Source organism: Ruegeria sp. CDSC025 (assembly GCF_059610805.1).
The window spans coordinates 24,063-50,157 of sequence record NZ_JBXWOJ010000020.1; the positions used below are offsets into that span (position 1 = coordinate 24,063).

The following is a 26,095-nucleotide window of genomic DNA, read 5'->3' on the forward strand; positions in this document are numbered from 1 at the left end:
CCACATGTCCGCACCCGTCAACACGTTCAAACAAGCCCTGAAAAACGGCGACCATCTGATTGGGTGTTGGTCCAGCTTTGCTGAGGCGGTAACAGCCGAGATCATGGGCACTGCCGGATTCGACTGGCTGGTGATCGACGGTGAGCACGCGCCGAATGATATCCGGTCCATCCGGGATCAGCTGATCGCGCTGGCCGCCAGTCCGACACATCCCGTCGTGCGAATCCCGGTGGGCGACACCGCATTGATCAAGATGGTGCTGGACGCAGGTGCTCAGACAATCCTGGTACCGATGGTGGAAAGTGCCGAACAGGCGCGCGATCTGGTTCGTGCCTGCCACTATCCGCCCCAAGGTGTGCGGGGCGTCGGCGCGATGGCCTCACGCGCAACGCAATACGGAACGGTTCAGGACTACATTCAGACCGCAGACGATCAGATATGTCTGCTGTTACAGGTGGAAAACCGCGCCGGTATCGCCGCATTGGATGCCATTGCACAGGTAGAAGGCGTGGATGGCGTGTTTATCGGTCCGTCTGACCTGTCCACTGACATGGGTTTTCAGGGAAACAGCGCCGCGCCCGAGGTCCAGGCGGTGATCGCCGACGCGATGAAGCGCATCGTTGCAGCAGGCAAAGCCCCGGGCATTCTTGGTGTCACGGATGAGGCATCGCAGGCCTATAAGGACATGGGCGCCCAGTTCCAGGCGGTGGGGATCGACGTGATGCTGCTGACACAGGCGGCGCGTGCCCTGGCCGCAAGGTGGAAGGCCTAAGCCCGCATCGCCGAGGCCGCCTGAGCATACCCGCCCGAGGCACCATCGACGAAATGGACGTGATCGTCACGGGTGGCCGAGGGGACAAAGCAGGTCATCATCGCCTCATCCTGCGCGTGCAGCCCGTATCGGATCCTGCCCTGTTTCCGGGCCTGTTCAAGAACGGTCTGAATCTGGTTCAGGGTGGCCGGGTCACAATCCAGCGTCATTTTCAGCCCGTCATCGAATTTGCGGAAATCCGCATTGCGACTAACCGTGCGCTTATAGTGTTCCGGCTCAAAATTCCCCAATCGCTTGCCAGATTTGAACAGCAGCCCGATCATCAAATTCTGCGCCAACAGCTTGATTTTCTGCTGCAAAAGATTGCGACCCGCACGGGACACATGGGCGTCCAGCGCCAATCCAGGCGGCGGCCAGCGGATCGGAGGGCCGCTTTCCGGCATCGGGTGGCCGGACCGGTCCAATCCTTCAGCGGCCACTAGAACAGCCCGTGACAGGTCGGCGAAATCGGTCTCGGTAGCGCGGGCAGTTGGCTGCACCACCACCGAGACAATCTGACCATTCTGCGCCTTGCTGTTGGACCAGCGGCAGGACAGCCCGGTCAAATCCGGCAGCGCACCGGGGGCTGCGTACGGAACCTCAAACCGGCCTGCTTTCATCTCGGCCTCGGCCCAGGCCAGACCACCGCCCGAGAACATCGCATAATCCACCCCCTCGGATGGCGCGTAACGCGCAACCCGAAGATCCTTGCCCGCCTGCCGGATTTCGGCGACGGGCACGACGGCCCCGCGCAGTGCGATCTCGAACTCTTCTTCCGCCCAGCGCCGCAAATCGGCCAGAACGCTACGTGCTGCCTCTGCCGCGCTTGCCGGTACGGCGAACCCGGCACCATCACCCCCAAAGACATAGGGAAATTCTTGCCCGCGAAGCGCATTGATCATGGCCGAGATCACCGCGGCCCCAACCATGTTCACGGCCTTGTATCGTCCCCGCTCTATCTGACCGGTGGAATCCGCGACATCTGCGACACCAAGAACCCATTCCGTCGGCACCGCGGTAAAGCGTTCAGGATCGGTCAGATTGTTAAAGTCCCGCAACAGCGGAAGGCTGTCATAAAATGCGGCCTGTGCATCTTTCATTGGTTCCTCGACAATATGAATAGACCTTCAGATAGCCCAAATTTGCTCGATGTCCGCTGAAAACATCATAGCACACGCGCTTGTACATATCACGGGGACATGCCAAGCATTTGCTGGCGGGTTGGGCGAAAGAGGCGTCTCATGAAAACCGGACTGGTGGTTCTGTGTCTGGGCTATGTGCTCAGCCAATTTTTTCGTGCCTTTCTTGCCGTGCTCAGCGTCGATCTGGGGCGTGACATCGGGGCAAGGCCCGAAGATCTGGCCTTTGCTTCGGGGCTTTGGTTTCTGGTCTTTGCCGCCATGCAACTGCCAGTGGGTTGGGCGCTGGACCGGATCGGGCCGCGTTTGACGGCTGCGGTTTTGTTGCTGGCAGGCGGCGCGGGCGGCGCTACGTTGTTTGCAGTGGCCAGCACCCCGTTTCATATCGCAATCGCGATGGGGCTGATCGGAGTCGGGTGCTCGCCCGTTCTGATGGCATCCTATTACATCTTTGCCCGCGAATACCCGCCCGCCCGCTTTGCCACGCTAGCAGCCATCATGCTGGGCGTTGGGTCGGTCGGCAATCTGGTGGCCTCCTACCCCACAGCACTTGCGGTCGAACTGATGGGCTGGCGCGCCACAATGGCTACACTGGCCGTCGTTTCGGCCATTATCGCAGCGGGCATCTGGATCAGCGTTCACGACCCCAAACCGGTTGAGACCGAGCATCGCGGGTCAGTGCTGGACCTGCTGAAAGAACCTGCCCTTTGGGCCATCCTGCCGCTGATGCTGGTGGCCTACGCCCCGGCGGCTGCGACACGAGGCCTGTGGGCAGGTCCATATCTGAACGACGTTTTCGCCCTCAGCACCACGCAGATCGGAACCGCGACGCTGGTCATGGGGGCGGCTATGATTGCCGGCACCTTTGCCTATGGGCCCCTGGACCGGCTGCTGGGAACACGGAAATGGGTAATCTTTGGCGGTAATGCTTTAGGCGCGGCGGCGCTGGGGCTGTTGTGCCTGTGGATCGACATGGCGGTCTGGGTGTCAGTAAGTCTGATGGCGGTGGTCGGTTTCATGGGCGCCAGCTTTCCGGTCATCATGGCCCATGGCCGCGCCTTCGTGCCGCCGCATCTGGTCGGGCGTGGCATGACCCTGTTAAATCTGTTCGGCATCGGCGGAGTGGGTCTGGCGCAATTTGTCACCGGCCGCGTCCATGCCGCGACAGTGGACATCAGTCCAACCGCGCCCTACACAGCGATATTCGGCTTTTTTGCAGTCACGCTTGCCATTGGATGCGTGATTTACCTATTCAGCCGCGACAGCGTTGACTGACGCTGGAACCACCGGGAGAGCCCATGTCCGACCCTGTTGTCATCGCACCCAACCTCAAACGCAGGCTGTCCGGCGTGACCGCGACGATTGCGCGGCTGGTGCCTTTGCAGGTGCAATGGATCGACATCGCCGCCACCGGACCGGGCCTTCCAGCCGACCTGCCCCATATCCCGCTGGGCCGCCTGCCCTTTCTGTCGCGCAAGACCACGCGCGTCTGGCATGCGCGCCGCAATACCGAGATGCTGTTGGGCCTGTTCCTGCGCAATGTCTTTCGTCTGCGCCTGAAACTGCTATTCACCAGCGCCTCGCAGCGGTCGCATACGGGCTATACCAAATGGCTGATCGACCAGATGGACGCGGTGGTTGCCACCTCGCGCAAAACCGCCGGATATCTTGAGCGGGACGCGCAGGTCATCATGCATGGCATCAACCTGCAGAATTTCACCCCGCCCGCGGACAAAGCCGCCCTGCGGGGCAAACTTGGCCTGCCCAGTGGTCTGCTGCTTGGGTGCTATGGCCGTATCCGGCACCAGAAAGGCACCGATGCTTTCGTCGATGCGATGATCGACCTTTGTGGCCGTTTCGAAGACGTCCATGGCATCGTCATGGGCCGCGCGACCGAAAAACACACCGGCTTTCTGGCCGAGTTGAAAGACAAGGTCGCCAAGGCGGGCCTGTCTGACCGCATCCTATTCAAACCCGAGGTCACTGTGGATCAGATCGCCGAGTGGTACCAGGTGCTGGACTTGTTCATCGCGCCGCAACGCTGGGAAGGCTTTGGTCTGACCCCGCTCGAGGCGATGGCCTGCGGCGTGCCTGTGGTGGCAACCGATGTCGGTGCCTTTGCAGAGATCGTGACCGACCCCTCACTGGGCCATGTGGTCGAACCGGGGAACATTCCCGCCCTGGCTGATGCCGCCGCTGAAATGCTGTCGAACCCCGAGTCGCTGGCGCTATCCGGCAGCGCCGCCCGCGTCCATGTGGAACAGAATTTCGACATCTACGGCGAGGCAAAGACCTTGGTGGCGCTCTATGAACGGCTTCTAACCGACGCCTGAGGCGATGCACCGCGTCAAATCGGTGTCATTGGGGGAAATATCCCGTGAAACCTCTTTTTTCTTTGCTGCAACGCGGCTATGAACGCGCGTCCTTAACTTTGGAGACATGAAATGGGCTATCGCGTCGTAGTCGTCGGCGCCACAGGTAATGTGGGCCGCGAAATGCTGAACATTCTGGCAGAACGCCAGTTCCCCATCGATGAACTTGCCGTGCTGGCAAGCCGTCGGTCGCTGGGAACCGAAGTAAGCTTTGGCGACAAGACACTCACGACCAAAGACCTGGACACGTTTGATTTCACCGGCTGGGACATGGCGCTGTTTGCCGTGGGATCCGAGGCGACCAAGGTCTACGCCCCCAAGGCGGCGGCGGCTGGCTGCGTGGTGATCGACAACTCGTCCCTGTATCGCTATGACCCTGCAATTCCGCTGATCGTGCCGGAATGTAACCCCGAGGCGATCCACGACTATAAGAACAAGAACATCATCGCCAACCCCAACTGCTCGACCGCGCAGATGGTTGTCGCGCTGAAACCGCTGCATGATCGCGCCAAGATCAAGCGCGTCGTCGTGTCGACCTATCAGTCGGTTTCCGGCGCGGGCAAAGAAGGGATGGATGAGCTGTGGGATCAGACCAAAGCCATCTACAACCCCACCACCGAAGTTCCGCCGAACAAGTTCCAGAAGCAGATCGCCTTCAACGTCATTCCGCAGATCGACGTCTTCATGGAAGACGGCTCGACCAAGGAAGAGTGGAAGATGGTTGTCGAGACCAAAAAGATCGTCGACCCGTCGATCAAGGTCACAGCCACCTGCGTCCGCGTACCGGTATTCGTCGGCCACTCTGAGGCCGTGAATATCGAGTTCGAGGAATTCTTGGACGAAGACGAAGCCCGCGATATCTTGCGCGAAGCTCCGGGTATCATGGTGATCGACAAGCGTGAGGACGGTGGCTACGTCTCGCCGATCGAATGCGCGGGTGATTTCGCCACCTTCATCAGCCGCATCCGTCAAGATTCAACCATCGAGAACGGCCTGAACCTGTGGTGCGTCAGTGACAACCTGCGCAAGGGCGCAGCGCTGAACGCGGTACAAATCGCCGAATTGCTGGGCCGTGAGGTCCTGAAGAAGGGGTGAGCGATACGCACAACCCTTAGCATTGATTAAGTAAACCCCGCTGCATGGTCAGCGGGATTTTTTTATTTTATTGAACGTCGGCAAGGCGGACAAAACTGCCATTGGAGAAAAGCGAGGTAATGCTTGAAAAATCTTGCTTCCGCTGGGATGGTTTATCCGACAGTATTTTCTGAGGAATTTCGAATGCATTTTCCCAAACTTGCCGCAGTTTCGTCGATTGCTCTTGCAATAACCAGTTCGCAAGCGCTCTCCCAGGATGGGGGACCGATACTGTTCACAAACGTCAACGTGTTTGATGGTGTGAATGAGGAAATGATTGCAAATGCCAATGTCGTTGTAACCGACAATCTGATTACAGAAGTTTCCTTAGAACCCCTTTCAGTCGCTAATGGTATCGTCATCGACGGCGGTGGACGCACGTTGATGCCTGGCCTGATCGACGTACACTGGCACACGCTTTACTGCTGCAATCCGCAGAGCGTGGTTGTGACCGGCGATATTCTTGAGGTCGCGGTGCGGGGTGCCATCGGGTCCGAAGGCACATTAATGCGCGGCTTCACTACGGTGCGCGACGTTGGCGGCAATTCATTTGCCATAAAACGGATGATTGACGCAGGCGAGATCGAAGGCCCTCGTATCCTGCCGTCCGGCCCGCCCGTGACACAAACCGGCGGCCACTTTGACTATCGCCCCTACCAAGCGGTTCCGACGAACGGCGCGGATTCGCAATGGTACTGGTACAGCGTTGGTTTGATGGCGCAGGCTGATGGTGTTCCGGAAGTGGTCAAACGCGCGCGTGAGATCATGCGCATGGGCGCGACCCAGCTTAAGATTTCCACCGGCGGCGGGGTGTCATCTACCTATGACCCTCTGGATGTACGCCAATACACCAAGGCCGAAATCGAGGCATTCGTAGAGGTGGCTGACACCTACAACACCTATGTTGCATCTCATGTCTTCACGGACGAGGCAGTGGAGATAGCCGTTGCCGCTGGCGTTAAGTCCATCGAGCATGGCTTCTTGATGAGCCGCGAAACGATGGAACTGATGCGCGACAACGACGTGTGGTTGTCAGTGCAGCCTCTTCTGGATGACGAGGATGGCTTTTCTTTCGACGACCCTGTTAGCCAGCAGAAATGGATCGACGTCACCAACGGTACAGATTTCACCTACAAAACGGCGAAAGAAGTTGGCGTGAAAGTCGCTTTCGGCACCGACATCCTGTTCGATCCCAAACTGGCCGAACGTCAAGGCGCGTTCCTTGCCAAGTTGCAGCGCTGGTACACGCCATACGAGGTGCTGAAAATGGCGACTTCAACCAATGCTGAACTGCTCAAACTCTCAGGCCCGCGCCACCCCTATCAACAAGGCGATTTGGGTGTAATCGCAAAGGGCGCTTATGCCGACTTAATCCTTGTGGACGGCAATCCGCTGCAAGATATCGACCTGATCGCAGACCCGCATGAGAATTTCGATCTGATCATGAAAGACGGCAAAGTCTACAAGAACACGCTGGACTGAGTTCCAGATGAAGTCCTTTGCTCAAAGCCAGCTTTGTAACGACTGCTCGGGGCTCAAAGCCGCCATCCGAATACACCTCGGGGTCCTCTAAATCACCCCTGCCCCTCGACCAGCGTTTTCAGATTATCCAACCCGCGCTGGTAATCTCCGCCAACCCATTTATCCATCATCAGCCCCATCCAGCGGGACATGGGATTCATACCCAATTCGGATTCAAACCCCCAGGTCACTTTGGTGCCGCTGCCCTCCGGCTGCAGTTCAAACATGGCAATGGCAGTGCCCATTGGACCAAAATCCAAGGCGGTTCTGACCATCTGGTTTTCAACGCTTTCGGTGATCTCTTGCGAACCGGTGCCGACCTGCCGGTGATCCGACGACCAGTTCAGCACATTCCCGACCCCAGAATCAGGCCCGCCATAGGTCAGCTTCGTCTCGGCATCACGAGATAACCATGGCGACCATTTCTCGGTCTCCTGCATGGAGTTGACATAAGGAAAGATGACCTCGGGCGGCGCATCAATCGTGATGCTACGCGAAACTTCTGCTTTGCCTGGCAATATAAAGGACACCCCTACCAGAACCAGAATCAAGACTAGCAAAGTGACAAGAACACGTTTGATCAATCGCATGGAATGCTCCGAATCCCTAAAATGACATCCCAAACTTATCAAAAAAACAGCGCGGAATCAGTAGTCTGATCCGCGCTGCCTGAAATCGTCGAAAATCCGCCAGGTCAGACGACCACGAATTTCTTTTCGCCGGGATCATAACACTGAAGGCCACCTTCACCGATATCTGTCCACAAACCGTGCAGGCTGAGCGAGCCGCTCTCTACCGCCGCGGAGATGAAGGGGAAGGTCATCAGGTTTTCGAGCGAAGCAACAACCGCCTGCCGTTCGAACTGGCGTGCTTGGTCGGTGCTGTCTTCGATATCGGCAACCAGATCATATTTTGGTTTGAGGATATCCATCCAGCGACCAACAAAGCTTTCTTTGGCTTCCAGTAGTGGTGCCTGGCCCTTGCACATGTCGATACAGCCCTGCACACCACCGCATTGGGAATGGCCCAGCACGATCAGATGCGCCACTTTCAGCGCGGTCACCGCGTATTCGATGGCAGCACTGGTGCCGTGATGATCACCGTCGGGCGCATAAGGCGGAACCAGGTTTGCAATGTTGCGGTGAATAAAGAACTCACCCTGATCCGCCCCAAAAATCGAGGTGACATGAACCCGGCTGTCGCAACAGGAAATCACCATGGCCCGCGGACGCTGTCCTTCGGTGGCCAGGCGGCGATACCAGACCTGGTTTTCCGAATATGTGGTGGCTTTCCAGCCATGATACCGATTGACCAGATAGTTTGGCAAAGGTTTGGCGAATTCCATTCTTGTGTCCCTGTTCATGTCTCGGTGGACTGCTGTAACCTGAATTCGAAGAAAATTCGAGCCATTATCCTGCCCCATGGCAAGGTTTTGCAAAGGAATTGCGCACCACATTCGGGCTATGCCGTGGGGGCGTATAGGATTGGGGTGAATGTGGTGGAAAAGATCGTCACGCTTGAACACAAAGAAACAGTGCGGCTGGATTCGGATCGTCTGAATGGGCTGTATCGACAACTGGGTGAGAAAAACGCGTTGGACGTGCTGTGTCGCACGGTCGAGGAATTGGCGGTGCGCCTGTCGAATTGCGAGCGGTTCTGGAGACAGCGTGACTGGGCCGGGCTGCGCAAATGTGCGCGATCCATTGTGGCCATTGCCGAACAGATCGGAATGATGGCGCTGGCCTGTGTGGCGAATGATGTGGCGCAGAATGTGGACGCGGGCGACTCGGTCGCCGCCGGGGCCACCCTGTCGCGGTTGATCAGAGTGGGTGAGAAATCGCTGACTGTGATCTGGGATCAGCAAGATCTTTCGGTCTGACAGGGCTTGCGGACGGTCCATGGACGGCTAGGTTGGGCATAAGCCGCAACAGTCGAGATTTTCATGACCCTGTCCTTCGCATCACCATCGGATCCATCTGTTCCCCTTCACGTCATTGCGCAGCCAGATCTGGACGACTGGCTGGAGGGCCAGCCCGAAGCCGTGACGACCTGGGCCAAGATCAGTGGATTTACCGGTGCACTGGGTCAGGTTTTGCTGATTCCGGGCGCTGACGGTGCGGTACAGTCTGCTTTGGCGGGGTATGGCACAACCACAGGCCGGGCCCGCAAGCGGTTTCCGCTGGCCGCCGCCGCCGAGGCCCTGCCCGAAGGCACATATCACATCGCATCGGGCATAGACCAAACGGATCTCGAAACCGAATGCCTGGGGTGGTTGCTGACCGGCTATGCCTTTGACCGCTATGCCAGCCAATCCCCGGCCAAGGCCCGATTGGTTGCACCCGATGGTATCGACGCAGCCCGGCTTGAAATTCTGGCCGGGGCCGAGGCCTTGACCCGCGATCTGGTCAATACACCGGCCTCTGATATGGGGCCGGAACAGCTTCATAGCGCAGCCGAAGCCCTGGCACAGGAATTCGGCGCCTCTTTCGAGGTTGTTCTGGGCGACGCCCTGCTAGAGCAGAACTTCCCCATGATCCACACGGTTGGCCGCGCCGCCGCACAAGCGCCCCGTCTGATCGAGATGAACTGGGGCGTGACTGGCCCAAAGCTGACCCTTGTCGGTAAGGGCGTCTGCTTTGACACTGGAGGGCTAAACCTGAAACCCGGCGCCTCGATGGGGCTGATGAAGAAAGATATGGGCGGGGCCGCAAATGTATTGGGGCTGGCCCGGATGATCATGGCCCTAGAGCTGCCCGTGCAGCTGCGCGTGCTGATCCCGGCAGTAGAGAATTCCGTTGCGGGCAACGCCTTCCGGCCCGGCGACATCCTGACCTCGCGCAAGGGGCTGACCGTTGAGATCAACAATACCGATGCCGAAGGGCGCTTGGTTCTGGCCGATGCATTGGCGCTGGCGGATGAGGGCGAACCGGATCTGGTGATCTCGATGGCGACGCTGACCGGGGCGGCACGTGTGGCAGTGGGCGCCGATCTGGCGCCGTTCTATACCGACAACGATGCCGCGGCTGATGCCTTGACCCGCGCTGCAGGCAGAGCAGCCGATCCTGTTTGGCGTATGCCATTCCATAACCCCTATGAGGGTCTGATTGAACCCGGCATTGCCGACCTGGATAACGCACCAGCGGGTGGTTTTGCAGGCTCGATTACTGCCGCCTTGTTCTTGCGCAGATTTGTTGGTGACAGTCCCTATATGCATTTCGACATCTTCTCTTGGCAACGCAGCAAAGAACCCGGACGCGGCAAGGGCGGATTCGGTCAGGGGCCCCGCGCCCTGCTGACTGCGCTGCCTGAAATTTTGGGCCTTTGACCCGGCACCGCATCATACAACCGGTCATCGACCTGTTGCGCGCCCCGGACGGGCCGCGAGATCGCCAGCTTTTGTATGGGGATGGTGTTTGCACGCATGAAGAGAACAAGGGCTGGAGCCGGATCACCTCGGACAAGGACGGCTATGCGGGCTGGGTCCGGTCAGACTGTCTGGCTCCCGAATTGCCTGCCACCCATTGGATCACCGCGCCCTCAACCCATGCTTATGAGCAGCCCGCGATGAAATCCCGGGACCGAACCTCGTTAAGCTTTGGCAGCAAGGTTCAGGCCCTGTCCGAACAGAATGGATTTCTTGAGACGGAACTAGGCTTTATCCCGGCCATACACGCCAAACAGATCAACGTCACCCTGACCGATCCGGTCGCCGTGGCCGAGCTGTTTCTGGGAACGCCCTATCTTTGGGGCGGCAACAGCCGGTTCGGACTTGATTGTTCAGGTCTGGTTCAGGCCGGAATGCTGGCTTGTGGGCTGCCCTGCCCCGGTGATAGTGGCGACCAGGAGCGTGATCTGGGTCAGGCGCTGACCCCTGGCACACCCGCTCAGCGCGGTGATCTGCTGTTCTGGAAAGGGCATGTGGCCTGGGTCTACGGCGACAATATGCTGCTGCACGCAAATGCGTTCCACATGGACGTGACCTTTGAGCCGATGGATGTTGCAATCACGCGCATTCTGGAACAGGGCGATGGGCCCGTGACCGCCCATAAAAGGCTCTAATCCAAGTCGACCGACCGTATCAGCTTGCGTTCCAATACCCGCAGAACCGTGCGCAGATCATGACCGCGTTTCAGGATGCGACCATCCATACCGACCACCGAATACATCCCTTGTCGTGCCCGCAGACGCGGGTCCTTTTCAACCCGATAGATCGGATGTTCTGCTGTGCGCCTGAAAATGGAAAACACCGCCATATCACACAGGTTCGAAATCCCGTAGTCGCGCCATTCTCCGGCGGCGACCATCCGGCCATAGACAGAAAGGATTTGGGACATCTCGTGCCGATCGAACGCGACGGGCATCTGGGTCGAGTTTGCAGAATACCGGCTGGGAGGCTGCATGTTCATGGTTCAAGCCTTGCCGGAAAACGCGTTCGAATCAAGCCCATCCGCAAATAGGTGTGGTTTTTTGGTCAAGTCTAACGCTGTCGCCCGACTTGCCGACAGATCAGGATCACCGGCAGCAACCCCACTGCCAATATGACCAGCGAGGGCACAGCAGCGCCCTCTAACCGCTCGTCTGATGCCAGCCTATAGGCCTGCACCGCCAGCGTATCGAAATTGAAAGGCCGCATGATCAGGGTCGCGGGAAGCTCTTTCATCACGTCCACAAAGACGATCAACAAAGCTGTCAGCAAGGAGGGTGTCAGAATCGGCAAATGCACCCGGCGCAACGTCCCTAGCGGCGTCTGCCCCAAAGACCGCGAGGCCGCATCCATATTGGCATGCACCGTGCTCTGCCCTCCCTCATATGCGCTGAGCGCGGCGGCCAGAAACCGCACCATATAAGCGGCTACCAACAGCCAGATCGAACCGGTAACAAGCAACCCGGTCGACAGGTCGAAATTCTGCCGCATCCATGCATCCAGTGCGTTATCGAAACTGGCAAAAGGCACCATCAGCCCGACGGCGATCACACCGCCTGGAACCGCATAGCCCAGCCGCGCCATGTACCCGGCACCAGAGGACACCCTCCCCGGCCGCAATCGCTGGAAGAACCCAACGCTGATGGCCGCAAAGACCGTAACAAACGCCGCCACACCGGCCAGCGTCAGCGAATTCTGAATGAACCCGAGATAGCGCCGTGACAGAAGGTTCTGTTCGGACTCCATCCCCATCTGAACCAGAATGAACACCGGCAACAGAAATCCGAACAGCACCGGTATGGCACACAGGGCAAAAGCCGCGCCCGCTTGCCAGCCCTTCAGCCGGGCGGATGGTAGCGAGGCGTGGCTTTTGCCTGCCTGATAGTATTTGGCCTTCCCGCGCTGCATCCGTTCTGCCACGGCCATGACCAGCGCAAAGCCCAGAAGGCAGAGCGCCAGCTGCGCCGCACCCACCCGATCACCGATCGAAAACCAACTGGTATAGATACCCGTGGCAAATGTCTGCACCCCGAAATAGGCCACGGTGCCGAAATCGGCGATGGTTTCCATGATGGCAAGCAGCACGCCACCCGCAATCGCGGGACGCGCCATTGGCAGCGACACGTGCCAAAAGGCCAGCCACGGACTTTTGCCCAACGCGCGCGCTGCCAGAAAGGCCGTTGCACTCTGCTGCAGAAAAGCGGCCCGGGCCAACAGGTAGACGTAAGGATACAAGACCAAGATCAACATCACCGCCGCACCCTCGGTCGACCGAATCTCGGGGAACCAATAGTCGCGCGGGCCCCAGCCCGTTACCTGACGCAGGGTGGTCTGGACAATGCCCGGGTGATCAAGAATGAATGTATAGGCATAGGCCAGCACATAGGCCGGAAAGGCCAGCGGCAGCACCAACGCAATTTCCAGAATGCGCACGCCAGGGAACCGCGTCATCGTCACGAGCCAAGCTGCGCCCACGCCGATGGAAAACGTGCCCGTGGCCACCAGCACGACCAGTATCAGCGTCGTCATAGCATAGCCGGGCAGAACAGTTTCCAGGAGATGCGAAACCGTATCCGTGCCGCCCGTCGTAGCGGCCAGAACAACCGCAAGCATCGGCAACAGACAGGCTGCCGCCACAAGGCAGGCCACTACGCCGACGAGGCGTGTACCTACAGCGCCGCGGTTGCGCCGTCCGTGCTCAGAGATTTCGATATCGGCCATGATCCCGGCTTTAACTGGCTAAGGCGCAGAGTCCGTCTTTAATCGACCAAAACGCTCGGAAACACCAGTGGGCAGCGAAACAAATCTGCGACACATACTGCCGCAGAGTTGCACAGCCTTCATTCGTAGACGCGCTGATCCTCGATCACCAAACCATCTTTCGGCAGCGATCCCGGCGCCACGACTTCGATCGCGCCTTTCAGCTTCAGCACCTCGACGACGGATTTCGCATAAACCAAGTCATTTCCGCCGGCGCTTTCGATCTGAACCGTCATCGTGTCCATCTCACCCTGGCGGGCGGCAATGACGCGCGCCTTGACGATTTCATCATGCTTGTCGACCAGCGCCGCGACCTGTTCAGGGCGCACGAACATACCCTTGATCTTGGTTGTCTGATCCGCGCGTCCCATCCAGCCCTTGATGCGCATGTTGGTACGACCGCAAGGTGACTGACCAGGTTGAACCGCCGACAGGTCACCGGTGGCAAACCGGATCAGCGGATAATCGGGGTTCAGTGAGGTCACGACAACCTCACCCACTTCACCCGGCGCGACCGGGTTTCCGGTTCCGGGGGTGACGATCTCGACGATGACATGCTCATCAATGATCATCCCGTCCATCGCCGGGCTTTCATAAGCGATGCTGCCCAGATCGGCGGTGGCATAGCATTGCAGACAGGCGATACCGCGATTGGCGTACTCCTGACGCAAAGACGGGAACAAAGCACCGCCGCCAACAACGGCAGTCACGAAATCCAGTGCCACGCCCATCTCATCGGCCTTGTCCAAAATGACCTTGAGGTAATCCGGTGTGCCCGCATAAGCAGTGCAGCCGACATCGCGCGCGGCGGTTACCTGCAGTTCGGTTTGGCCGGTGCCGGCAGGCAGCACAGCAGCCCCCACCGCCCGCGCGCCACTTTCAAAGATCATGCCCGCCGGGGTCAGGTGATAGCCAAAGCAGTTCTGAACGATGTCTCCGGGCCCGACACCTGCTGCGTGCAGGAACCGCCCCATCCGCCACCAGTCGTGATCGGTGCTGCCGGGCTCATAGATCGGGCCGGGCGACTGGAAAACATGATGGAAATGCCGGGCCGGTTTGACGGTAAACCCGCCAAAGGGCGGGCGCGACGCCTGCGCCTTAGCCATATCGGACTTGCGCAGAACTGGCAGCTTCACAAGGTCGTCCAGCGACTTTACAGCTGCCGTATCAACATCCGCCATATGCGCTGCAAACCCCGGAGCCGAGTTCGCGCGCGCGATCTGTACCTGCAACGCCTCAGACTGTTCAGAGGCGCGCTGGTCGGCCGAGCGGGTTTCTAGCGCATCGTAGAATTTCGTCATCGCCAAATCCTCCATCCGCCTACAGCCACCTCTTGCGGCGGCGGTATGAGCGCACATCGCGGAAGCTTTTGCGGCCGTCATCCGACATGCCCAGATAGAATTCCTTAACATCGGGGTTTTCGCGCAGCTCGGCAGCTGGACCATCCATCACCACGCGGCCGGATTCAAGAATATAGCCGTAATGTGCGAACCTGAGCGCCACATTGGTGTTCTGCTCGGCCAGCAGAAACGAGACACCCTCTTTTTCGTTCAGATCTTGGACGATGCTGAAAATCTCTTCGACAAGCTGCGGGGCCAGTCCCATGGACGGCTCATCCAGCAGGATCGTCTCGGGCCGCGACATCAGCGCCCGACCCATCGCAACCATCTGTTGCTCTCCGCCCGACGTGTAACCCGCCTGGCTGCGGCGGCGTTCCTTCAGACGTGGGAAATAGGTGTAAACAAGGTCCAGATCCTGTTGGATCGCGGCCTTACCATCTTTGCGGGTATAGGCGCCGGTCAGCAGGTTTTCCTCGACCGTCAAATGTTCGAAACAATGGCGACCCTCCATCACCTGGATGACGCCTTTTTGCACCAGATCGGCAGGCTCACTTTCATGCACGCTGGTCCCGCGATACTTGATTGATCCCTTGGTGACTTCGCCCCGTTCCGAATGCAGCAGGTTCGACACAGCCTTGAGTGTGGTGGTCTTGCCTGCCCCGTTGCCGCCCAGCAGGGCCGTAATGCCCCCTTTGGGCACCGTTAGGCTGACGCCTTTCAGCACAAGGATCACATGATTGTAGATCACCTCGATATTGTTGACCTCAAGCAGGGTTTCCTCCTGCACGTCAGTGGTTTGTGCCGCATCCAGCATCAGCGCGTGTCCTCATGCCTGTCCCGAGAGGGACCGTTGGGATAGAGCGGCGGCTACCCGCCGCTCTGGTCAGTTTCGCGGCCCCGGATCAAGACCGGGGCCAGCCACTTATTCACACCCAGGTGTGATGTTGTTTTCCGCTGCATAGGCTGCAGAATCTTCTTCGATCAACGTGTTGATCACATCTGCATCGGTCGGCTGGAAGTCCTGAACCGGGTTCCAGGTTCCGGCCGCAGCATCCCACTGCACAACGCCGACAAGGCCGGGTCCGCCGTGATTTTCGCACGAGACCGAGAATTCAGGCCCGAAACCGGTCATGCCCAGCGCTTCCATCTTGGCGTTGGTCATTTCCAGCGCCTCCATACCATCGCGCATCATGGATGCATCGATATCAGCGGTATTGTGGATTCCCTGTGCAGTCTTCACAGCTTCAGCGGCCAGCATGGCGGCATAGAGACCGCGGTTATACTGAACCGAGCCAAGCTGATCGCCCGCACCCGCCGCTTTGCCTGCATCCACCACGTATTTCTGCAGATCTTCATAGACCGGATAGTCCATGCCCAGCCCGGTAAAGGTCAGTGCCTTATAGCCGTTTGCCTTGTCGCCCGCGGGCTGCACGTCAAATTCAGCGCCAGACCACCAGACACCGATGAAGTTTTCCATCGGGAAGCGGATGTTCGCAGCTTCCTGCACCGCGACCTGGTTCATCACGCCCCAGCCCCACATGATTACATAATCAGGCTTTTCGCGGCGAATTTGCAGCCACTGCGATTTCTGTTCCTGACCGGGGTGGTCAACAGGCAGCAGCGTCAGGTCGTACCCGTGCTTTTCAGCCAGGGTCTCCAGCGTGCGGATCGGTTCCTTGCCATAGGCCGAGTTGTGATAGACCAGTGCGATTTTCTTACCGTTCAGGTCACCATCGTTTTCGCTCAGCAGATAGTTGATCGCGCCCGACGCTCCGTTCCAGTAGTTGGCCGGATAGTTGAACACGTGGCTGAATACCTTGCCGTTCGCAGCAGAGGTCCGGCCATAGCCCATCGTGTGCAGCGGAATGCCATCTGCGGTCACTTTTGGGATCAGCTGGTATGTAATGCCGGTCGACAATGGCTGATATACCAAGGCGCCTTCGCCCTTTGTGGATTCATAGCATTCCACGCCTTTTTCGGTGTTATAGCCGGTTTCGCATTCGATCACATTGGCTGAAACACCTCCGATGCCGCCATCACGCTCGTTGAGCAGTGTGAAATAATCGGCATAGCCGTCAGCAAACGGGATACCGCCTGCCGCATATGGTCCCGTCCGATAGCTGAGCGACGGGAACACAAGGTCGGCCATGGCCGGACCTGCGGCCATCATGGCGCCCAGCGCCAGGGTTGCCAGTTTCGTCTTCATCGGGTGTCTCCTCCCTTGATTGGTCCGATGTTGAATTCGGGCTTTGCACCCGTCTTGTCTTTGGGCCTGCCCGTCAGTGCGGAAACGGCCAGAGTCTGAGTTTCTCTTTCGCCACACGCCAAAGCTGCGCCAGTCCATGCGGTTCCAGAATCAAGAACATGATGATGAGTGCGCCGACGATCACCAGATTGAGATGCGCAACGATATCAGTGGGCCAGCCCAGTAGATCGACACCGACCACCTTCAAAACAACCGGCAGCAATACCAAGAATGCTGCCCCGGCGAAGGAGCCGAAGATAGACCCTAATCCGCCGATAATGACCATGAATAGGACCAGGAACGATTTCTGGATGCCAAAGACTTCGCCAACCTCAACCGCGCCCAGATAGACCGCAAAGAATAGCGCCCCCGCGATACCCACAAAAAATGAGCTGACAGCAAAGGCGGTCAGTTTTGCCTTGAGCGGGTTTACCCCGATGATCTCGGCCGCGATATCCATGTCGCGGATTGCCATCCATGTCCTGCCAGTCGTTCCCCGAGTCAGGTTCCGTGCAATGATGGCGCAGAAGGTCAGGAAGATCAGGCAGAACAGATAGGTTGCCCAGGCCGGAGCATTCGGGCCTGTGATGATGATGCCGAACACATCCCGCTCGGGCGCGTTGATCTGCCCAGATGCCGAGTAGTTGTAGAACCACGGCACACGGTTGAACAGCCACACCAGAAAGAACTGCGCCGCAAGCGTGGCCACGGCCAAATAGAACCCTTTGATCCGAAGCGAAGGCAATCCGAACAGAACACCGACAATGGCGGTGATCCCGCCCGCAAGGATGACATGGATGAACATGCTGACTTCGGGAAAGGCCGTCATCAGCTTGTAGCAGGCATAGGCCCCCACAGCCATGAACCCACCGGTACCCAGCGACACCTGCCCGCAATAGCCAACCAATACATTCAAACCGATGGCGGCGATCGCATAGATCAGAAACGGAAGCAGCAGCGCGTTCGCCCAGTAGTCATTGATGATGAATGGAATGATCCCAAATGCCACTGCCAGCACCACATAGTACCGATACCGGTCAAATTTGATCGGAAAGGTCTGGCTGTCTTCCACGTAAGAGGTTTTGAAATCTCCGGCCTCGCGATAAAACATGTCTTACTTTCCCCATTCTTCCTGCGCCCGGTCGCGGGCAGCAGTGTTCAGTTGGCTGGAGCCTTTGGCATATCCGCTCGCCTCTGAGGCGCGCACAAGTTTCATGTAGGCCATGACACCCGTGACCAACCCGGCAAAAGCCAGGATCGCGGCGATCGTCAGTTGGCTGTCGGTCAGATCGTCCGAGGTCAGGGCGATATACCCAAACGCCCAGAACCCGGCCCATGCGATCACGTTGAGAATGGCGATGAGCTTGGTCATGACTACACCCTTTCGATGATCTTCTCGCCGAACAGGCCCTGCGGCCGGAACACAAGGAAGATCAGCGCAAGCACGTAGGCAAACCAGTTCTCGGTCGCACCGCCAACCATCGGGCCAATGGCGAACTCGAACAGTTTCTCACCCACACCGATGATCAACCCTCCGACGATGGCTCCGGGGATCGAGGTAAACCCGCCCAGCATCAGCACCGGCAACGCTTTGAGCGCGATCAGCGACAGTGAGAACTGCACACCAGACTTGGTGCCCCACATGATGCCCGCGACCAGCGCTACAAACCCGGCCACAGACCAGACCATGATCCAGATGAAATTCAGCGAAATCCCCACCGACAGCGCCGCCTGATGGTCATCCGCCACAGCGCGCATCGCCCGGCCCTGCTTGGTATATTGGCTGAACACAACCAGCGCCGCCACCAGCAGCGCCGCAATTACCGTTGCCACAATGTCCAGATTGTCGATGAAGAACCCATAGCCGAAGACGTTAAAGGTCGCCTCATCGAGCCAGAGGTTGATGCCCTGCGGCAGGCCTACATCCAGCGTCTTGATCTCGGACCCCCACATCAGGTCGGCCACGCCCTCAAGGAAATAGGCCAGCCCGATGGTGGCCATGAACAGGATGATCGGCTCTTGGCCAACCAGATGGCGCATCACGAACCGCTGCACCGCCCAAGCCAGCAGAACCATCACCGCCATAGTCAGAATAATCGCCAGCAGCGCAGGGACACTCCAGCCAAAGTAATGGATATGCGTCCCGAAAGTCGCATTGATCAGATGTGCAAACGGCACCTGCCCGTTCATGATCCCGACCAGAGTCATCGCGGCAAACAGGGCCATAACCCCTTGCGCATAATTGAAAATCCCTGACGCCTTGTAGATCAGCACAAAGCCCAGCGCGACCAGCGCATAGAGCACCCCGGCCATAAGACCGTTGAGGATGACTTCCATCGCAAATACGAGTTGTTCAGGCATCCTATGTCCTCCGAACAGATTTCATCTGGCGCGTCATCCCGGAAAATTCGTCGAATTTTCTCAGCCCGTTCCGTAGATCAGTCATGGCTCACCCCCAGATAGGCATCGATGACTTCCTGATTGTTGCGCACCTCATCAGGCGTGCCGTCGCCGATCTTCTTGCCGTAATCCATCACGACCACCCGATCGCTCAGATCCATCACCACGCCCATGTCATGTTCGATCAGGGCGATGGTGGTGCCGAATTCATCATTCACGTCGAGGATAAAGCGGCTCATGTCTTCTTTCTCTTCAACATTCATCCCGGCCATCGGCTCATCCAGCAGCAACAGCTTGGGTTCAGCGGCCAGCGCCCGGGCCAGTTCGACCCGCTTTTTCAAGCCGTAGGGCAGGCGTGAAACGGGCGTCTTGCGGATATGCTGGATTTCGAGAAAGTCGATGATCCGTTCGACTGCCTCTCGGTTTTCGGTCTCTTCGGCCTCGGCCTTACCCTTCCACCAAGCCTGCTGCAGGATATTTGTCTTCATATAGTTCAGGCGCCCGGTCATGACGTTGTCTAAAACGCTCATCCCTTCGAACAGGGCGATGTTCTGGAATGTTCGCGCAATCCCCTGCCGCGCAACCTCATAGGGCCGCATTGGAGGGCGCTTGGCCCCGTGAAACCAGACCTCGCCCTCTTGTGGGATATAGAACCCCGAGATTACGTTCAGCATCGAGGACTTACCCGCCCCGTTCGGACCGATAATGGCGCGAATCTCACCCTCACGGATGTCGAACGAGATATCCTTGATCGCCACCACACCGCCAAAGCGCAGAGTGATGTTCTTCATCTCCATCACGACGCCGCCGATCTTGCGGCCGTCTTCGGTGACATATCCTTCGGAACTATCCAACATCAGCCCCTCCTTGACTTACGCAATACACGGAATGGCGGGCGGGCGATGACCATAGATCGAGCGGCGCAGGACCGGACTTCATTCCGCCGCTACCTTGTGTTGCGCGACCGTTACAACCGGCGCATCCACGATCTCAAGTGTGGCACTGATCGAACCCTTGCGGCCGTCCTCATAGGTCACCTCGGTCGTGGTCGAAACGCTTGAAGACCCGTCGTAAAGGGCGGTGATGATGTCGTGGAATTTCTCTTCGACAAAGCCCCGGCGCACTTTGCGGGTTCGGGTCATCTCACCGTCATCCGCATCCAGTTCCTTGTGCAGCACCACAAAGCGATGCACCTGACAGCCCGACAGCATTTCATCGGCGGCGACCGATTTGTTGACCGCTTCCACATGGGACTTGATTGTCTCTAACACTTGCGGATGTGCCGTCAGTTCCTGATAGGACCCATAGGCGACGTTGTTGCGTTCGGCCCAGTTCCCCACGGCGGTAAGGTCGATATTTATGAACGCCACGCAGCGATCCTTGCCATTGCCGAACAGCACGACCTCAAGAATATCGGGATAGAACTTCAGCTTGTTCTCAACATATTTCGGCGCAAACATCGAGCCATCGACCATTTTTCCGACGTCCTTGGCGCGGTCGATGATCCGCAGATGACCGCTGCTTTCCTCAATGAACCCGGCATCACCCGTGGCCACCCAACCCTCGGCATCCTTAGTCGAGGCGGTCGAGTCCGGGTTGTTGTAATATTCGACAAACACACCTGGCGAGCGATAGTAGATCTCGCCCGTTTCGGCGATCTTCAGCTCGACATCTGGCGCGGGCACACCAACCGTATCGGCGCGCACCTCGCCATCGGGCTGCACGGTGATGAAGACCGTCGCCTCGGTCTGCCCATAAAGCTGCTTCAGGTTAATCCCCAGCGAGCGGTAGAAATCGAAAATCTCAGGCCCGATCGCCTCGCCTGCCGTATAACCGACCCGGAACCGGCCATACCCCAGCGTATCCTTCAGCGGCCCATAGACCAGCAGATTGCCCAGCGCGTATTTGATCCGATCACCAAACCCAACCGCTTTGCCATCCAGCAGTAACCCACCCACCTTTTTGGCATGGGCCATAAAATGGTGGAACATACGCTGCTTCAGCTTGCCCGCATCTTCCATCCGGATCATGACGTTGGTCAGCTGCGTTTCAAATACCCGCGGCGGGGCAAAGAAATAGGTCGGACCGATCTCGCGCAGGTCGGTTATCATCGTGTCAGCGCTTTCGGGGCAGTTTACACAGAACCCGCACCAATAGGCCTGACCGATGGAAAAGATGAAATCACCTACCCAAGCCATTGGCAGATAGGACAGGATGTCCTCATTCCGGGTCAGGTGGTCAAACTCTGCAGAATTCTTGGCGCTTTCGATTACATTGCGGTTCGACAGCACCACGCCTTTCGGCTTGCCTGTGGTGCCCGAGGTATACAGCATCACACAAGTGTCGTCATAGGTGATCGCAGCGATACGCGCATCCAGCTCGGCATCAAAGCGCGCATGACCTGCGCTGCCTTCGGCCTTGATGTCGTCCAGCGCGTTCATCTGGGAATGATCATATTTCCGCATCCCACGCTTGTCAGTGTAGAGGATGTGTTTGATCTGGTGAACTTTTTCCTGAATCTCGATGACCTTATCGACCTGTTCCTGGTCACCGCAGACGACATATTTCGCACCGCAATGTTCCATCACATATGTCATCTCTTCGGCGACCGCGTCCTGATAGAGCGGCACCGGAATCGCACCCACCATTTGGGCCGCAACCATCGACCAGTAATGCGCCGGGCGGTTCCGGCCTATGACGGCGATATGGTCGCCCTTCTCAACGCCAATCTCAAGAAACCCCAGCGCAATGGCGCGGATTTCCTTGGCCGCCTCGGCCCAGGTCCAGCATTGCCAGATCCCGAATTCCTTTTCGCGATAGGCCGGGGCATCCCCGAACTGAATCACATTGCGGTGTAGCAGCGCCGGAAGAGACTGCATCCCTTCAGCGCCTGACTGCGTCTGAGTCAATCTTTTTCTCCTCCCCACCCGGCCCCTCCCCGGGCCGGAAATGGCGGGTCCGGGTCTGGCCCGGACGCCAACGCCCCGATTAAGGGACGTCGACACGATCAGCGTCAAGTTTTGCCTGATGTTTTCTCAATTCTTACGAAATGTAACAAGTTGGGCCGTGCCGCCCGGACCATACACCTCGTCAGAGACCCGACCCGAGATGACCACAAACTGTTCCGCGAACTGCAAATTTGCAGCAGGTAAGCGCATTCATCCACGCATACCGGTATTGGCTAAGGGTTTTGTATGTTTACCGCGCCTGGAATTCACCGTATGCATCCAGCAACTGAGTAGGATATTCAGAGCGGTTTTTCATGCCCATTTACTATGCATGTGTATCGACCGAAGGCATCGGTTATGCGGAATGATCCAGATCGCATGACCAAAACCGCTCGAATTGTGCGATCAGAGGCGTGCGCCTTTGAAATCAACCGTTTTCTTGGACGGTCGGGCAGCACGAATTCCGACCCCTTTCCCACCCCAATACGCAAGGCAGGACTGCCGAGATGAATGTCACTCACCAGAGCATCACCAATGTGCTTTCTCAGCATTATGACCTGACACCTTCGACCGAATTGGTTGAGGAAATGCAGGAGACCTATGCCCGGATGGACCGAGTGGTGACGCTGCCGGATTTCGCGATCTATGCGCCCTATATCAAGGCGATCAATGCGCTTAAAAAAGAGCGGAACGCGGTCATTCTGGGCCATAACTACATGACGCCTGAAATTTTCCATGGCGTGTCAGATTTTGTGGGTGACAGTCTTCAACTGGCGATGAAGGCCAGCGACGTCGAAGCCGATGTGATCGTACAGGCGGGCGTGCACTTCATGGCCGAAACCTCGAAAATCCTGAGCCCCGAGAAAACCGTGCTGATGCCGGACATGGCCGCGGGCTGTTCGCTGGCCGAAAGCATCACCGCCGAGGGGATTGACGAGATGCGCGCCAAATACCCCGGCGCGCCGGTCGTCTCTTATGTGAACACCACCGCCGAGGTGAAGGCGGCATCCGATATCTGCTGCACATCGTCCAATGCCGTTCAGATCGTCGATGCGATGGAATCCGACACCGTCATCATGACGCCGGATCAATATCTGGCGCAGAACGTGGCAAATGAAAGCCGCAAGAACATCGTGTACTGGCCGGGCTCGTGCATCGTGCATGAACAATACACCGCGCAAGACCTGCGCGATTTTCGCAAATGGAATCCGGGCACGCGGTTGATTGCCCACCCGGAATGCCCGCCCGAAGTGGTGGCCGAGGCCGATTTCTCTGGCTCGACCAGCGGGATCATCAAGTATGTCAGCACCGAAAAGCCCGAAAAGGCGATGCTGATCACCGAATGCTCGATGGCGTCCAACATCGCCGATGAATTGCCCGAGGTCGACTTTGTCGGCCCCTGCAACATGTGCCCCTACATGAAGAAGATCACGCTGGAAAAGATCCTCTATGTGCTGCACACGATGGAAAGTCAGGTCGAGGTCGACGCCACGGTCGCGGAAAAAGCGCGTCATTCGGTGCAGGCGATGATCGACCTGTCGCGAAAGCTGGGTCTCTGATCCGAGATGGAAACCCTCACCACCGACCGCGTTATCATCGTGGGCGCCGGGCTGGGCGCGCTCTATGCTGCGCTGAAACTGGCCCCGCATCCGGTGGTGATGATCTCTCCTGAAGCGTTGGGCGAGGGTGCTAGTTCTGCCTGGGCGCAGGGGGGAGTGGCTGCGGCGATGGACGCCGATGACAGCCCGGAAAGCCACGCGGACGACACCGTGAATGCCGGTGCGGGCACCGTTGATCCGCAGGTGGCTGAATTGGTGACGCGTCAGGCGCGCGACTATATTCTGGACCTGACCACGCTGCGTACGCCTTTCGACCGGACCGCGGGCGGCGATTACGTGCTGTCACGCGAGGCCGCGCACAGCTTTGCCCGTGTCGTCCGGGTCAAGGGCGATCAGGCAGGCGCGCAGATCATGGCCGCCCTGATCGAACAGGTGCACGAAACCCCGTCGATCCAGGTTCTGGAGGGCACCATGGCCCTTGGGCTGGACGTCGAAGACGGGCGCGTTACCGGCGTCAGCATTCAGCGTGCGGATAATGGCGGGTCAGCCCCGGTGATGCTGCGCGGGGCTGCGGTTTTGCTCGCCGGGGGCGGGTCAGGCGGGCTCTATGCGCTGACAACCAACCCGCCGCGTATTCGCGGGCAGGTGATTGGCATGGCGGCACGCGCGGGGGCGCTGATTGCGGATGCCGAATTTGTCCAGTTCCACCCCACCGCGATGGATGTAGGTGAAGACCCCGCGCCGCTGGCGACCGAAGCGCTGCGCGGTGAAGGGGCCATTTTGATCAACCGTCATGGCGCGCGGTTCATGCAGGCCATCCACCCGGATGCCGAGCTTGCCCCGCGCGACGTCGTCGCCCGCGCCATCTATGCGCAGGTTCAGGCGGGCAACCGTCCCATGCTGGACACGCGCGAGGTTCTGGGCGAGGCGATCAAGGCACAGTTCCCCTCGGTCGCCGAATATTGCGCCCGCAATGGCATCGACCCGGCGCAGGAACCCATCCCCGTTGCCCCCGCTGCGCATTACCACATGGGTGGCATCGCGACCGAAACCAGCGGATGCGCCAGTATCGACGGCTTATGGGTCTGCGGTGAGGCATCCTCGACCGGGTTGCACGGTGCCAACCGTCTGGCCTCGAACGGTCTGCTTGAGGCGCTGGTCTACGCCCGCATCTGCGCGGAAGGCATCGCCCGGACCCTGCCAACACCTGGCGCGACGCCGCCGCTGGAAATCACCTTTCAGGACGGCGGCACCCCATCTGACCCTGCCGCCGTGACAGAGCTGCGCCAGACCATGACCCGCTATGTTGGCGTTATCCGTGATCGCAAGGGCCTGATCAAAGCGCTTGGCATCATCGCGCGGCTAGAGGCAGCAAACAGCGACAACCCGTCTTTCCTGAACATGTGCGCCACCGCCACTTTAATCGCGGCGGGCGCTTTGGCGCGCGAAGAAAGCCGCGGCGCGCATGAACGATCCGATTTCCCCGACCCCTCGGCCGGACCCGGCAAACGATCCGAAATGTACCTTTCCCAAGCACTCGCCATCCGCGCGCTGGCCTGCAAGGAGCAATCATGAGCTTCTCTACCGTTCCCGATCTTGTCCTTGAACCGATGATCCGCATTGCCCTGATGGAAGATCTTGGCAGCTATGGCGACGTCACCACCCGCGCGGTGATCCCGGCGGATACCACCTATGATGCTTGCCTGAACGCGCGCGAGGATGCGGTCGTGTCCGGCATGCAAGTCGCGGCGCTGGCGTTTCGCCTGATCGACCCCTCATTGGACATCACCACGCATATTGCCGATGGCCAACCCTGTAAGGCAGGCGATACGCTGATGACCATCAAGGGATCGGCCGCCTCAATCCTGTCGGGCGAACGGGTGGCCCTGAACTTTGCCGGTCGCCTGACCGGGATCGCCACAAAGACCGCCGGCTTCGTGGCTGAAACTAAAGGCACAAATGCCCGCGTCACCTGCACCCGCAAAACAACCCCCGGCCTGCGTCTGGTTGAAAAACTGGCCGTGCTGCATGGCGGCGGGTTCAACCACCGATACTCTCTGTCAGATGCGATCCTGATCAAGGACAACCACATCGCAGCCGCTGGCGGGGTGCGTCAGGTGCTGGAGGCCACCAAGGCCCATGCCAGCCACATGATGGCCGTCGAGATCGAGGTCGACCGTCTGGACCAACTGGCCCAAGTGCTTGAGGTCGGAGGCGCCTCGGTCGTCCTGTTAGACAATATGGACAATGACATGCTGCGCGAGGCGGTGGCGATGGTGGATGGCAGGCTCAAGACCGAAGCCTCGGGCAATGTGAAGCTGGATCGCATCGCCTCAATCGCGGCAACGGGTGTTGACTATATCTCTTCAGGTGCATTGACCCATTCGGCGCGCACCGTGGATTTGGGATTGGACTTTCCGGTCTAGACCACGGTCGCGCGTC

General features: G+C 58.6%; 24 protein-coding genes. 11 read left to right on the plus strand and 13 right to left on the minus strand.

The genetic code is table 11. The features are described from left to right. The first annotated feature begins 4 nt into the window (after positions 1-4). A complete protein-coding gene (locus AC2FH8_RS19355; RefSeq protein ID WP_281973863.1) occupies positions 5-772 on the plus strand; it encodes an HpcH/HpaI aldolase family protein in 768 nt (255 codons plus the stop codon). Here the strand turns inward: AC2FH8_RS19355 and AC2FH8_RS19360 are convergent. Further along, a complete protein-coding gene (locus AC2FH8_RS19360) occupies positions 769-1,911 on the minus strand; it encodes a DUF3095 domain-containing protein (RefSeq protein WP_496690508.1) in 1,143 nt (380 codons plus the stop codon). The genes AC2FH8_RS19355 and AC2FH8_RS19360 overlap by 4 nt on opposite strands. 141 nt (positions 1,912-2,052) lie before the next feature. Between AC2FH8_RS19360 and AC2FH8_RS19365 the strand changes: the two genes are divergently transcribed. From AC2FH8_RS19365 to AC2FH8_RS19380, 4 genes are all read left to right on the plus strand, one after another. Beyond that, entirely contained in the window at positions 2,053-3,225 is a 1,173-nt protein-coding gene (locus AC2FH8_RS19365; RefSeq protein ID WP_496690509.1) for an MFS transporter, read from the plus strand. A gap of 23 nt (positions 3,226-3,248) precedes the next feature. Further along, a complete protein-coding gene (locus AC2FH8_RS19370; protein ID WP_496690510.1) occupies positions 3,249-4,283 on the plus strand; it encodes a glycosyltransferase family 4 protein in 1,035 nt (344 codons plus the stop codon). 111 nt (positions 4,284-4,394) lie between these two features. After that, the gene (locus AC2FH8_RS19375; protein ID WP_496690511.1) at positions 4,395-5,417 is read left to right on the plus strand and encodes an aspartate-semialdehyde dehydrogenase; all 1,023 of its coding nucleotides are present in this window, start codon (positions 4,395-4,397) and stop codon (positions 5,415-5,417) included. Between the two features lie 183 nt (positions 5,418-5,600). Beyond that, positions 5,601-6,938 (plus strand): metal-dependent hydrolase family protein, encoded by a 1,338-nt coding sequence (locus AC2FH8_RS19380; RefSeq protein WP_496690512.1) that lies wholly within the window; start codon positions 5,601-5,603, stop codon positions 6,936-6,938. A gap of 92 nt (positions 6,939-7,030) precedes the next feature. Here the strand turns inward: AC2FH8_RS19380 and AC2FH8_RS19385 are convergent, their stop codons facing one another. Both AC2FH8_RS19385 and AC2FH8_RS19390 read right to left on the minus strand, forming a co-directional pair. After that, positions 7,031-7,567, minus strand: coding sequence for an SRPBCC family protein (locus tag AC2FH8_RS19385; protein WP_496690513.1), 537 nt, complete (start codon positions 7,565-7,567; stop codon positions 7,031-7,033). Positions 7,568-7,671: 104 nt separating this feature from the next. Continuing rightward, positions 7,672-8,322 carry a carbonic anhydrase gene (locus tag AC2FH8_RS19390; RefSeq protein WP_142637545.1) on the minus strand — a complete coding sequence of 217 codons (651 nt, stop codon included), beginning with the start codon at positions 8,320-8,322 and terminating at the stop codon, positions 7,672-7,674. A gap of 144 nt (positions 8,323-8,466) precedes the next feature. Between AC2FH8_RS19390 and AC2FH8_RS19395 the strand changes: the two genes are divergently transcribed. From AC2FH8_RS19395 to AC2FH8_RS19405, 3 genes are all read left to right on the plus strand, one after another. Then, positions 8,467-8,856: a hypothetical protein gene (locus tag AC2FH8_RS19395; protein ID WP_496690522.1), complete on the plus strand. Its 390-nt coding sequence runs from the start codon at positions 8,467-8,469 to the stop codon at positions 8,854-8,856. 63 nt (positions 8,857-8,919) lie between these two features. Continuing rightward, positions 8,920-10,302: a leucyl aminopeptidase family protein gene (locus AC2FH8_RS19400; protein ID WP_496690514.1), complete on the plus strand. Its 1,383-nt coding sequence runs from the start codon at positions 8,920-8,922 to the stop codon at positions 10,300-10,302. Then, the gene (locus tag AC2FH8_RS19405; RefSeq protein WP_281996106.1) at positions 10,299-11,036 is read left to right on the plus strand and encodes a C40 family peptidase; all 738 of its coding nucleotides are present in this window, start codon (positions 10,299-10,301) and stop codon (positions 11,034-11,036) included. The genes AC2FH8_RS19400 and AC2FH8_RS19405 overlap by 4 nt, the downstream gene beginning before the upstream one ends. On the opposite strand, the gene AC2FH8_RS19410 is transcribed toward AC2FH8_RS19405, so the two are convergent. The 10 genes from AC2FH8_RS19410 to AC2FH8_RS19455 all read right to left on the minus strand — a co-directional run bounded on the left by AC2FH8_RS19410 (position 11,033) and on the right by AC2FH8_RS19455 (position 22,025). Continuing rightward, positions 11,033-11,383: a DUF2794 domain-containing protein gene (locus AC2FH8_RS19410; RefSeq protein WP_271950694.1), complete on the minus strand. Its 351-nt coding sequence runs from the start codon at positions 11,381-11,383 to the stop codon at positions 11,033-11,035. The two genes, AC2FH8_RS19405 and AC2FH8_RS19410, sit on opposite strands and share 4 nt — an antisense overlap. 71 nt (positions 11,384-11,454) lie before the next feature. Continuing rightward, positions 11,455-13,122 (minus strand): ABC transporter permease, encoded by a 1,668-nt coding sequence (locus AC2FH8_RS19415; protein WP_281996107.1) that lies wholly within the window; start codon positions 13,120-13,122, stop codon positions 11,455-11,457. Positions 13,123-13,241: 119 nt separating this feature from the next. Continuing rightward, on the minus strand, positions 13,242-14,462 hold the full coding sequence (locus AC2FH8_RS19420; protein WP_496690515.1) for a phenylacetate--CoA ligase family protein: 1,221 nt from the start codon (positions 14,460-14,462) through the stop codon (positions 13,242-13,244). Between the two features lie 19 nt (positions 14,463-14,481). After that, positions 14,482-15,315: an ABC transporter ATP-binding protein gene (locus AC2FH8_RS19425; RefSeq protein ID WP_496690516.1), complete on the minus strand. Its 834-nt coding sequence runs from the start codon at positions 15,313-15,315 to the stop codon at positions 14,482-14,484. A 108-nt stretch (positions 15,316-15,423) separates the two neighbouring features. After that, the gene (locus AC2FH8_RS19430) at positions 15,424-16,707 is read right to left on the minus strand and encodes an ABC transporter substrate-binding protein (RefSeq protein ID WP_142637531.1); all 1,284 of its coding nucleotides are present in this window, start codon (positions 16,705-16,707) and stop codon (positions 15,424-15,426) included. Between the two features lie 73 nt (positions 16,708-16,780). Beyond that, a complete protein-coding gene (locus AC2FH8_RS19435; protein ID WP_142637529.1) occupies positions 16,781-17,857 on the minus strand; it encodes a branched-chain amino acid ABC transporter permease in 1,077 nt (358 codons plus the stop codon). 3 nt (positions 17,858-17,860) lie between these two features. Next, positions 17,861-18,118 carry a hypothetical protein gene (locus AC2FH8_RS19440; protein ID WP_271950685.1) on the minus strand — a complete coding sequence of 86 codons (258 nt, stop codon included), beginning with the start codon at positions 18,116-18,118 and terminating at the stop codon, positions 17,861-17,863. Between the two features lie 2 nt (positions 18,119-18,120). Beyond that, a complete protein-coding gene (locus AC2FH8_RS19445; RefSeq protein WP_142637525.1) occupies positions 18,121-19,107 on the minus strand; it encodes a branched-chain amino acid ABC transporter permease in 987 nt (328 codons plus the stop codon). A gap of 77 nt (positions 19,108-19,184) precedes the next feature. Further along, positions 19,185-20,003, minus strand: a complete 819-nt coding sequence (locus AC2FH8_RS19450; RefSeq protein ID WP_496690517.1) for an ABC transporter ATP-binding protein — start codon at positions 20,001-20,003, stop codon at positions 19,185-19,187. Between the two features lie 78 nt (positions 20,004-20,081). Beyond that, positions 20,082-22,025 carry an AMP-binding protein gene (locus AC2FH8_RS19455; protein WP_496679343.1) on the minus strand — a complete coding sequence of 648 codons (1,944 nt, stop codon included), beginning with the start codon at positions 22,023-22,025 and terminating at the stop codon, positions 20,082-20,084. 575 nt (positions 22,026-22,600) lie between these two features. On the opposite strand from AC2FH8_RS19455, the gene nadA reads away from it, so the two are divergent. The 3 genes from nadA to nadC are packed head-to-tail and all read left to right on the plus strand — an operon-like array spanning position 22,601 to position 26,079. Continuing rightward, the gene (gene nadA, locus AC2FH8_RS19460) at positions 22,601-23,653 is read left to right on the plus strand and encodes a quinolinate synthase NadA (protein ID WP_496690518.1); all 1,053 of its coding nucleotides are present in this window, start codon (positions 22,601-22,603) and stop codon (positions 23,651-23,653) included. A 6-nt stretch (positions 23,654-23,659) separates the two neighbouring features. Then, positions 23,660-25,228, plus strand: coding sequence for an L-aspartate oxidase (locus AC2FH8_RS19465; RefSeq protein ID WP_496690519.1), 1,569 nt, complete (start codon positions 23,660-23,662; stop codon positions 25,226-25,228). Next, positions 25,225-26,079, plus strand: coding sequence for a carboxylating nicotinate-nucleotide diphosphorylase (gene nadC, locus AC2FH8_RS19470; RefSeq protein WP_142637514.1), 855 nt, complete (start codon positions 25,225-25,227; stop codon positions 26,077-26,079). Before AC2FH8_RS19465 ends, nadC begins: the two co-directional genes overlap by 4 nt. Positions 26,080-26,095 lie beyond the last annotated feature (16 nt).

What these genes read in the sequence shown, in the direction of transcription:
- AC2FH8_RS19365 (WP_496690509.1), top strand. Translation starts at nt 2,053, where the DNA reads ATGAAAACCGGACTGGTGGTTCTGTGTCTGGGCTATGTGCTCAGCCAA.
- AC2FH8_RS19445 (WP_142637525.1), bottom strand. Translation starts at nt 19,107, where the DNA reads ATGCCTGAACAACTCGTATTTGCGATGGAAGTCATCCTCAACGGTCTT.
- AC2FH8_RS19440 (WP_271950685.1), bottom strand. Translation starts at nt 18,118, where the DNA reads ATGACCAAGCTCATCGCCATTCTCAACGTGATCGCATGGGCCGGGTTC.
- AC2FH8_RS19425 (WP_496690516.1), bottom strand. Translation starts at nt 15,315, where the DNA reads ATGCTGGATGCGGCACAAACCACTGACGTGCAGGAGGAAACCCTGCTT.
- AC2FH8_RS19430 (WP_142637531.1), bottom strand. Translation starts at nt 16,707, where the DNA reads ATGAAGACGAAACTGGCAACCCTGGCGCTGGGCGCCATGATGGCCGCA.
- AC2FH8_RS19465 (WP_496690519.1), top strand. Translation starts at nt 23,660, where the DNA reads ATGGAAACCCTCACCACCGACCGCGTTATCATCGTGGGCGCCGGGCTG.
- AC2FH8_RS19410 (WP_271950694.1), bottom strand. Translation starts at nt 11,383, where the DNA reads ATGAACATGCAGCCTCCCAGCCGGTATTCTGCAAACTCGACCCAGATG.
- AC2FH8_RS19375 (WP_496690511.1), top strand. Translation starts at nt 4,395, where the DNA reads ATGGGCTATCGCGTCGTAGTCGTCGGCGCCACAGGTAATGTGGGCCGC.
- nadA (WP_496690518.1), top strand. Translation starts at nt 22,601, where the DNA reads ATGAATGTCACTCACCAGAGCATCACCAATGTGCTTTCTCAGCATTAT.
- AC2FH8_RS19415 (WP_281996107.1), bottom strand. Translation starts at nt 13,122, where the DNA reads ATGGCCGATATCGAAATCTCTGAGCACGGACGGCGCAACCGCGGCGCT.
- nadC (WP_142637514.1), top strand. Translation starts at nt 25,225, where the DNA reads ATGAGCTTCTCTACCGTTCCCGATCTTGTCCTTGAACCGATGATCCGC.
- AC2FH8_RS19380 (WP_496690512.1), top strand. Translation starts at nt 5,601, where the DNA reads ATGCATTTTCCCAAACTTGCCGCAGTTTCGTCGATTGCTCTTGCAATA.
- AC2FH8_RS19390 (WP_142637545.1), bottom strand. Translation starts at nt 8,322, where the DNA reads ATGGAATTCGCCAAACCTTTGCCAAACTATCTGGTCAATCGGTATCAT.
- AC2FH8_RS19355 (WP_281973863.1), top strand. Translation starts at nt 5, where the DNA reads ATGTCCGCACCCGTCAACACGTTCAAACAAGCCCTGAAAAACGGCGAC.
- AC2FH8_RS19435 (WP_142637529.1), bottom strand. Translation starts at nt 17,857, where the DNA reads ATGTTTTATCGCGAGGCCGGAGATTTCAAAACCTCTTACGTGGAAGAC.
- AC2FH8_RS19450 (WP_496690517.1), bottom strand. Translation starts at nt 20,003, where the DNA reads ATGTTGGATAGTTCCGAAGGATATGTCACCGAAGACGGCCGCAAGATC.
- AC2FH8_RS19385 (WP_496690513.1), bottom strand. Translation starts at nt 7,567, where the DNA reads ATGCGATTGATCAAACGTGTTCTTGTCACTTTGCTAGTCTTGATTCTG.
- AC2FH8_RS19400 (WP_496690514.1), top strand. Translation starts at nt 8,920, where the DNA reads ATGACCCTGTCCTTCGCATCACCATCGGATCCATCTGTTCCCCTTCAC.
- AC2FH8_RS19420 (WP_496690515.1), bottom strand. Translation starts at nt 14,462, where the DNA reads ATGACGAAATTCTACGATGCGCTAGAAACCCGCTCGGCCGACCAGCGC.
- AC2FH8_RS19455 (WP_496679343.1), bottom strand. Translation starts at nt 22,025, where the DNA reads ATGCAGTCTCTTCCGGCGCTGCTACACCGCAATGTGATTCAGTTCGGG.
- AC2FH8_RS19360 (WP_496690508.1), bottom strand. Translation starts at nt 1,911, where the DNA reads ATGAAAGATGCACAGGCCGCATTTTATGACAGCCTTCCGCTGTTGCGG.
- AC2FH8_RS19370 (WP_496690510.1), top strand. Translation starts at nt 3,249, where the DNA reads ATGTCCGACCCTGTTGTCATCGCACCCAACCTCAAACGCAGGCTGTCC.